The 672-nt window shown below is 70.7% G+C and carries 1 pseudogene; it reads right to left on the reverse strand.

The features are described 5' to 3' along the window. Positions 1-672, reverse strand: a pseudogene (locus RHBS_RS28360) (DNA-binding protein); the annotation flags it as partial.

The following is a 672-nucleotide window of genomic DNA, read 5'->3' on the forward strand; positions in this document are numbered from 1 at the left end:
TCTGGCCGGGGGCGGCGGTGAGCCAGGCCTCGACCGCCGGTGTCGGGGCCCAGTAGTCGTCGCCGTTGTCGGACGCAGGAACCGGGTCCGGTGTTCCGCTCGAGATGAGGTGGGCGGCGGCCAGCAACTCGACGAGAACGCTCACTCGATCGTCGTCGAGGCCGGTGGCTTGGTGATCTTGCGGAGCTCGCGCACTCCCAGTCCGCCCGCCTTGAGGGCGGGTGCAGGCGAAGCGGACAGTGCCTCGATCACCGCGACGCAGTGCCGACCCAGCTCCAGTGCCTCTCCTGCGGCAGCGGCGTCGACGTCGGCGAGCGAATACGAGCTGGTGTCGAGTTTGGGTTCGGCGAGCGAGCGCGGGTCCGACATCGGTTCGCCGCGCAGGATCTGGCCCACTTGGACGGGCAGCTCGACGGTTTGTTCGTCCAACCAGATCAGCAGACCTGCGGCGAGCAGCTTCTGGACGGGTCGGTCCGGCGGCGTGCCCGGTGCGGCGTCGCGGGTGCGGCCGGTGGGGGACGATCTGGCGAGGGTATCGAGAAGGCCGCGTTCGCCGTCACCGAGTTCGGCCAGGGCCGCGGTGATGTGGGCCTCGGTGAGGTTGTCCACCGGGTCGAGTGCGCGACCGATGCGCCACGGCACCGCGTCCGCCGCTGCGGCGCTGATGCGGAA

Source organism: Rhodococcus sp. BS-15 (genome assembly GCF_000813105.1).
Lineage (GTDB): Bacteria > Actinomycetota > Actinomycetes > Mycobacteriales > Mycobacteriaceae > Rhodococcoides.